Raw genomic sequence first — 6,442 nt, 5'->3', positions numbered from 1 at the left:
GTGGTGGTCCGGCTGGATGTGGGTGAGGTCGTGGCGGGTGCTGTGGTGAGTGGTCGGGGGGTGGGCGATCTGGACGGGGATGCCGTTGTGTTCGGTGAAGGTGGTGCGCAGGACTTCGTGTCGGCGGATGATCTCGGTGATGGCGGTGTCGAGGTGGTCGAGGTCGAGTTCGCCGTCGATGTGCCAGGCGGTCTGGGTGTTGTAGGCGGTGGATTTCGGGTCGAGGGTGTGCAGGAACCACAGGCGTTGCTGCGCGAAGGACAGGACCCTGCCCGGCGACGAGGTCTCGCCACCCGGCGGGGCGAGGACCGGAGCCGCCTCGCTCGGTTCCCCGGCGCCGGACACGACCGGATCGTGCTCGCCGCCGACGGTCGTCCGATCCGCCGCCACCTCGGCCCGTAGCCGGTCGGCCATCGCGGCCACGGTCTGCGCCTCGAACACGATCGCCGCGGAGACCGGCAGCCCGAACCGGTCGCGCAACCGGACGGCGACCATCGTGGCCCGCAGCGAGTGCCCGCCCAGGGAGAAGAAGTTGTCGTCCCGGCCCGGCGACTGGCCGAGCACCTCCGCCCACACCTGCGCCACCTGCCGCTCCAGGTCGTCGCGGGGCGGCTCGCTGACCCGCTCCGCCGGTGCGGGCAGCGCGGCCCGGTCCAGCTTGCCGTGCGGGGTGAGCGGTAGGCCGGCGAGGCGGACCCACGCGCCGGGAACCATGGTCGCGGGCAGGTAGCGTGCCGCGTGCTCGGCCAGCGTCGCGTCGTCCGGACCGGCCTCGGGCACGACGTACCCGACGAGCCGGGGACCGGCCGTGCCCTCGTGCAGACGGACCGCGGCGGCCCGCACGCCCGGATGACGCAGCAGCACGCTCTCGATCTCGCCCAGCTCGATCCGGTGGCCGTGCAGCTTCACCTGGTCGTCGACCCGCCCGGCGAAGTGGTAGGTGCCGTCCGGTAGCTGGCGCGCCAGGTCGCCCGTGCGGTAGAGGCGGCTGCCCGGCGGCCCGTACGGGTCGGGCGGAAAGCGTTCGGCGGTCAGGGCCGGACGGTCGTGGTACCCCCGGGCCACGCCCGGCCCGCCGATGAACACCTCGCCGAGGCTGCCGGCGGGCACCGGGCGCAGGTCGTCGGTGAGCAGCCGGATGGCGGCGCCCGCCGCCGGACGCCCGAGTGACGGCGGGCCGTCGCCCTCGACCGCCACCTCCCCGCTCATGGCCAGCACGGTGGCCTCGGTGGGTCCGTAGAGGTTGACGGTGGTGAACGTGTGCTCGGGGCGGGGGCGGGCCAGCAGCTGCTGGCCCCCGGCGCCGAGGATGCGCAGTGCCCCGGCGGGCGGCGTCGGCCGGGTCAGCACGGCCTCGGCGAGCGGGGTGGGCAGCGTCGCCGAGGTGATCGCGTGCGCGGCGAGCCAGTCCACCAGCCGGTCGGGGTCGACCCGGGTCTCGTCGTCGGGCATCCAGAGGCTGGCGCCGGCCACCAGCGGCGCCCAGATGTCCCACACCGACGCGTCGAAGCCGGGGGAGAACAGGTGCAGGCAGCGGTCGTCGGGACCGAGGCGCTCCGCGTCGGCGCGCCACCGGGCCAGCCCGCGCAGCGAGCCGTGCTCGACCATGACCCCCTTCGGCAGGCCGGTGGACCCGGAGGTGTAGATCACGTAGGCGAGGTCGCCCGGGCCGATCGGCACGGCCGGCGGTCGGTCGGGGTACGCGGCGAGCGCGGCCCGGTCGTCGTCGAGCAGGACGACCGGGGTGCCGGGCGGCACCAGGTCCGCCCGGACCAGCGGCCGTACGGTGACGAGCACCCGCGACCGGGAGTCGGTGAGCATGTGCCGGACCCGCTGCGGCGGGTAACCGGCGTCGATGGGCAGGTACGCGGCGCCGGCGGTGAGCGCCGCCAGCACGCTGACGATCCCGTCGACACCGCGCGGCAGCAGGACGGCGACGAGGTCGCCTCGGCCTACCCCGATGGCCCGCAGGTGCCGGGCCAGCCGGTTGCTGCGTGCGCGCAGCTCCCCGTAGGTGACGAGGGCGTCGTCCGTACCCAACGCCAACGCGTCGGCGGGATGCCGGACGACCGCCTCATGGACGAGGTCCGCGTGGTGTGGTTCGCCCCCGGCGGGCTCGCCGGGCGACCGGGCGGGGACGGGGTGCGCTGACCAACCGCTTTCCTTGATCATGATGCGCGGGATGCTGCCAGCGCGGCACGCCCGTCGTCAATGGAAACGGGCCGGGCTAGGGGCTCTCCGGGCCGTTGTCGGGGCTGGCCGGCCGCCCGCCGGGCCGGGGCCCGCAGCGGCCCGGGCGCGGAGCGACGGGTCGCCCGCCCGGTGGCTCACCTCGACAGGCGGTCGACGGCCTCGGCGGTGGTGACGACCTCGCCGAGCTGCCCCAGCGTCTCCAGGCTCGCCCGGTGCGTCTCGTCGGTCGCGGCGGTGCACGCGTCGGAGACCACCACCGGCCGGTAGCCGTGGTTGACCGCCTCGAACACGGTGCCGGTGACGGAGAGGTTGGTGGCGACGCCGGTGAACAGGATGGTGTCCACGCCCCGGCGACGCAGCACCGTGTCGAGTTCGGTGCCGAAGAAGCCGGTGAGCCGGACGTGGGTGATGACGACGTCGCCGGCCTCCGGCGCGAGCTCGTCGATGATCCGGGCCTTCGGTGCGCCTTCGAGGAGGGCCTGCCGCTCCCGGACCATGGCGAAGCTGGGCGTGTTGGGGATGAGGTCCGGGTATCCGGGCCGATGGGCGACCCGCGTGTAGAGGACGAGGCCGCCACTGGCGCGCACCGCCGTGGCGACCTGCGCCGCGTACGAGGCGACGCGGTGCCGGGACACCTGCTCGGCGAAGAACGGACCGAACACCCCGTCGGGGCTGACGATGTCGTGCTGCCAGTGCACAGCGACGACCGCGGTCCGCATCGGGTCGAGTTCTCGCATCGTCCCTCCCGTCACGGGGCGGAGAGCTGCTGCGGCGCCGGCTGGTAGCCCTGGGCGCCCGCGCTGGCCGGCCCTCTGCCGTAAGCATCGAGGCGCCCCCACCGCCCGGGAATGTCGAGCAGCGCCACGAAGTCGAGACTAGCGGGGAGAGCGGGCCTTATCACGAGGTCTTCGCCGACCGGTTGCAGCCCGAGCATCGTGCGCAACAGCAGCAGGGTGGCCCCGGCCGACCAGGCCTGCGGGCTGCACGCGGTGGGATAGTTGACCGGATACTTGGTCTCGGCCCGGCTGTAGCCGGCGAACGCCTCGGGCAGCCGGCCGTCGTAGAAGACCGCCGCGTCCAGGATCCCGGCGGCGATCCGGGCGGCCTCGTCTGCGTAGCCGTAGCGGCGCAGGCCCCAGGCGATGAACGAGTTGTCGAACGGCCAGATCGTCCCGACGTGGTACCCGATCGGGTTGTAGCGGCCCGCGGTCTCGGCCAGCGTGCGCACCCCCCAGCCGCTGAACAGCGCAGGCGACATCAGGTGCCGCGCCAGGGCGGCGGCCTTCGGCTCGTCGACGATGCCGCTCCAGAGCAGGTGGCCGATGTTGGACGACAGGGCGTCCACCTGGCGGCCGTCGCCGTCGAGCGCGAGGGCCATGTACTCGCCGTCGGCGACCCAGAAGTCGCGGTTGAAGCGTTGCTTGAGGTCGGCGGCCTGTCGTTCCAGCCGGTCCGCGTACTCCGGGTCGTTCCAGATCACGCGGGCGAGCCGCGCGGTGCGCATCTTCGCGTCGTACGCGTACCCCTGCAACTCACAGGTCGCCCGGGGGAAGCCGGGCAGCCGCCCGTCCTGGTACGAGATGCCGTCCCAGGAGTCCTTCCAGCACTGGTTCTCCAGGCCGTTGCGGGTGTTGCGCCGCTCGTAGGAGATGTAGCCGCTGCCCGTCAGGTCGGCGTAGTGGTCGATCCAGTCGATCGCCGCCCGCGCCTCCTGCTCGACCGAGCGGACGAGCGCGGCGTCGCCGGTCCAGCGTTCGTACTCGTCGAGCAGCACCAGGAACAGGGGAGTGGCGTCGGCGCTGCCGAAGTAGGGCGTGTGCGGGGTCTCCTCGAACACGCTCATCTCCCCGTACCGCATCTCGTGCAGGATCCGACCGGGCTCCTCCTCGCGGAAGTCGTCGACCCGGCTGCCCTGCCGGAAGGCGAGCACCCTGAGGGTGGTGGCGGCGAGATCGGGCGCGAACGGCAGCGTCTGGAGGCTGGTGAGGATGCTGTCCCGGCCGAACAGGCTCATGAACCAGGGCAGGCCGGCGGCCGGCACGCTCCGGTCCTCGGCGAGGAAGGGGCTGAACCGCAGCGCGGCCAGGTCGATGAGGCTGCGCCGGTACGCGCCGCGCAGGGGCTCGAAGCCGGATTCCAGCCGGGGCGCCTCCGCCAGCCAGTCCTTGAGCCGACGCTCCTTGTCGAGGGTGCGCGTCCGCCCCGGGATGGTGAGCCGCTCCAGCCCTCGCGGCATCGGCAGGTCCGGCTCGGCGGTCAGCCTGGTCCGCCACGTGCTGTGCGGTTCGAGGTGGACCGTGAGCGTCAGCCCGTCCTCGTCCAGCTCCGCCGGCGTCGTCGCGGAGATGATCGTCTCCCGCCTGAACCGCTCCCGCTCGTAGCCGAGGACGAGGCGTCCGTCGTCGACACGCCGGTAGTGCCGGCCCTTCTTGCGCGCCGTCGCGTCCTTGACCTCGAAGACGTCCGCGAAGTCGGCGTCCGCCTCGACCCGGACGGTCAGGTCGACCGGCCGGCCGTCGTGGTTGATGATGCTCAGCTCCTCGTGCAGGCCGGCGTCGAGCGTGTGCACCCGCCGCACCGAGAGCGTGCTGTTGACGTAGACGTCCTGGTGGCCGGGGACCAGGTAGAAGCGGTTCTCGAAGTAGTGGATGTCGTCGATGGCGAGGGTGCTCAACCGCTCCCCGTCGATCGTCAGCACCCACTTCGACAGCAGGCGCGTGTCGTGGGCGAACAGGCCGAGCGGGGTGTCGGGCGACGGGACGATGTCGCCGGCCCGGTCACAGACCATGAAGGTCGTGCCGTCCAGGATGCCCACCTGGTCGTCACCCATGGCCGCCTCCCGGGCGACGCGTCGACCGGGACGTGGGCGGCGGCGGAAACAGCTTCCGGACGGTCGCGAAGAGCCGGGGGCTGCCCGCCACGGCCGCCTCACCGCGCAGCACGGTGGTCAGGAAGTACGCCTCCCCGCTGGCGATCCGGTCGAACACCGCCCGGTCCGCCTCGACGACCGCGTCCCCGCCGGTCGCCTCCTCGGTGACCCGGATGTCGCCCTTCTCGATGGAGACCAGCCAGTGTGCGGTCCGGCCGTCGCGGCTGATGTCGAAGCGCACGCTGCCCTCGTCGATGCTCCTCAGCCGGCGGTCGTGCCCACGGCGCGCCAGGCCGTGGAAGAAATCCTGGGTGGCATCCGCCATCGCGACCCCTCCTCACCGCCCACCATTCCCCCGAACGGCCGCGGTCGCCTCACCCGGAAGAGGTGAACTTCGTCGACTCGGCCGCCGGCGGGCCCGGCCTCCGCCGCCCGCCGGGCCACGCCCGCTGTGACCGGAACGCCCCGCCACCCGCCGGGGCCGGATCGCCCACACCGGGGCGCGCCGGGCGGCCCGGCCGACACCCGCCCCGCCGCCCGGCATCGCCACTAGCCTGGGACCCGATGGATCCCATCCAGGCGACGCTGCTCGTCGCCGCCGGTGTCGCCACGGGTGCCTTCAACGCGGTCGCGGGCGGCGGATCCCTGATCGCCTTCTCGGCGCTGATCGTCGCCGGCATACCGCCGCTCACCGCCAAGCTGACCAGCACCGTCGCCGTCTTTCCCGGCAACGTGGCGAGCGTCGCCGGAGGGTACCGGGACCTGCCGCCCCGCGGAGACGTCCGGCGCGTCCTGCCCGCGGCGGTCGTCGGTGGCGTCGTCGGCTCGGTGCTGCTGCTGATGACGCCGAGCCGCGTCTTCGACGCGATCGTGCCGTTCCTGGTGATCGCCGCGTCGGCCGCCCTCGGTCTGCGGGGCCGGCTGGACGGCCTGGCCCGGCGCTCCGTCCTGCGGCACGGGCGGGAACACCCGGCGGCCCTGCAGCTGTCCGTCGCCCTGGGCGGCGTCTACGGCGGCTACATCGGGGCCGGGTTCGGCATCGTCCTGGTCGCCGCCCTGGCGCTCATCCAGCACGAACCGCTCACCAGGACGATCGCCCTGAAGAACCTGCTGTCGGCCGTCATCTCGTTCACGGCGGTGGTGCTCTTCGTCCTCTTCGGCACCGTCAACTGGGCGGGGGTGGCGATCCTCGCCCCGGCCACCGTCGTCGGCGGCTACGTCGGTGCCCGGCTGCTCCGCAGACTCCCCGGCGGCCCGCTCAGGGCGGTGGTCGTCGCGTTCGGGGTGGTCTTCGGGCTGATCCTGCTGGGGCGCAACGTCCTGTAGACCGCGCCGCCGCGCGCCCGACCGACCGCAGGGGAGACCCGGCCCGACGACGGG

5 protein-coding genes are annotated in these 6,442 nt (G+C 73.5%); 1 reads left to right on the top strand and 4 read right to left on the bottom strand.

The features are described from left to right. From AB0883_RS27235 to AB0883_RS27220, 4 genes are all read right to left on the bottom strand, one after another. A partial coding sequence (locus tag AB0883_RS27235) for an amino acid adenylation domain-containing protein (protein WP_366644177.1) occupies positions 1-2,172 on the bottom strand: 2,172 nt, incomplete at its 3' end. A 155-nt stretch (positions 2,173-2,327) separates the two neighbouring features. Beyond that, complete coding sequence (locus tag AB0883_RS27230; protein WP_366644176.1) at positions 2,328-2,930, bottom strand: cysteine hydrolase; 603 nt, start codon at positions 2,928-2,930, stop codon at positions 2,328-2,330. A gap of 11 nt (positions 2,931-2,941) precedes the next feature. Then, entirely contained in the window at positions 2,942-5,023 is a 2,082-nt protein-coding gene (locus tag AB0883_RS27225; protein ID WP_366644175.1) for a glycogen debranching N-terminal domain-containing protein, read from the bottom strand. Then, positions 5,016-5,387, bottom strand: coding sequence for a sterol-binding protein (locus AB0883_RS27220; RefSeq protein ID WP_366644174.1), 372 nt, complete (start codon positions 5,385-5,387; stop codon positions 5,016-5,018). The genes AB0883_RS27225 and AB0883_RS27220 overlap by 8 nt, the downstream gene beginning before the upstream one ends. Before the next feature lie 239 nt (positions 5,388-5,626). Between AB0883_RS27220 and AB0883_RS27215 the strand changes: the two genes are divergently transcribed. Continuing rightward, the gene (locus AB0883_RS27215; protein WP_366644173.1) at positions 5,627-6,388 is read left to right on the top strand and encodes a sulfite exporter TauE/SafE family protein; all 762 of its coding nucleotides are present in this window, start codon (positions 5,627-5,629) and stop codon (positions 6,386-6,388) included. Positions 6,389-6,442: the final 54 nt, after the last annotated feature.

It is taken from the genome of Micromonospora sp. NPDC047812 (genome assembly GCF_040704175.1).
Lineage (GTDB): Bacteria > Actinomycetota > Actinomycetes > Mycobacteriales > Micromonosporaceae > Micromonospora.
The sequence above is the reverse complement of the archived record's forward strand: the minus strand, read 5'-3'. Positions and strand labels throughout refer to the sequence as shown.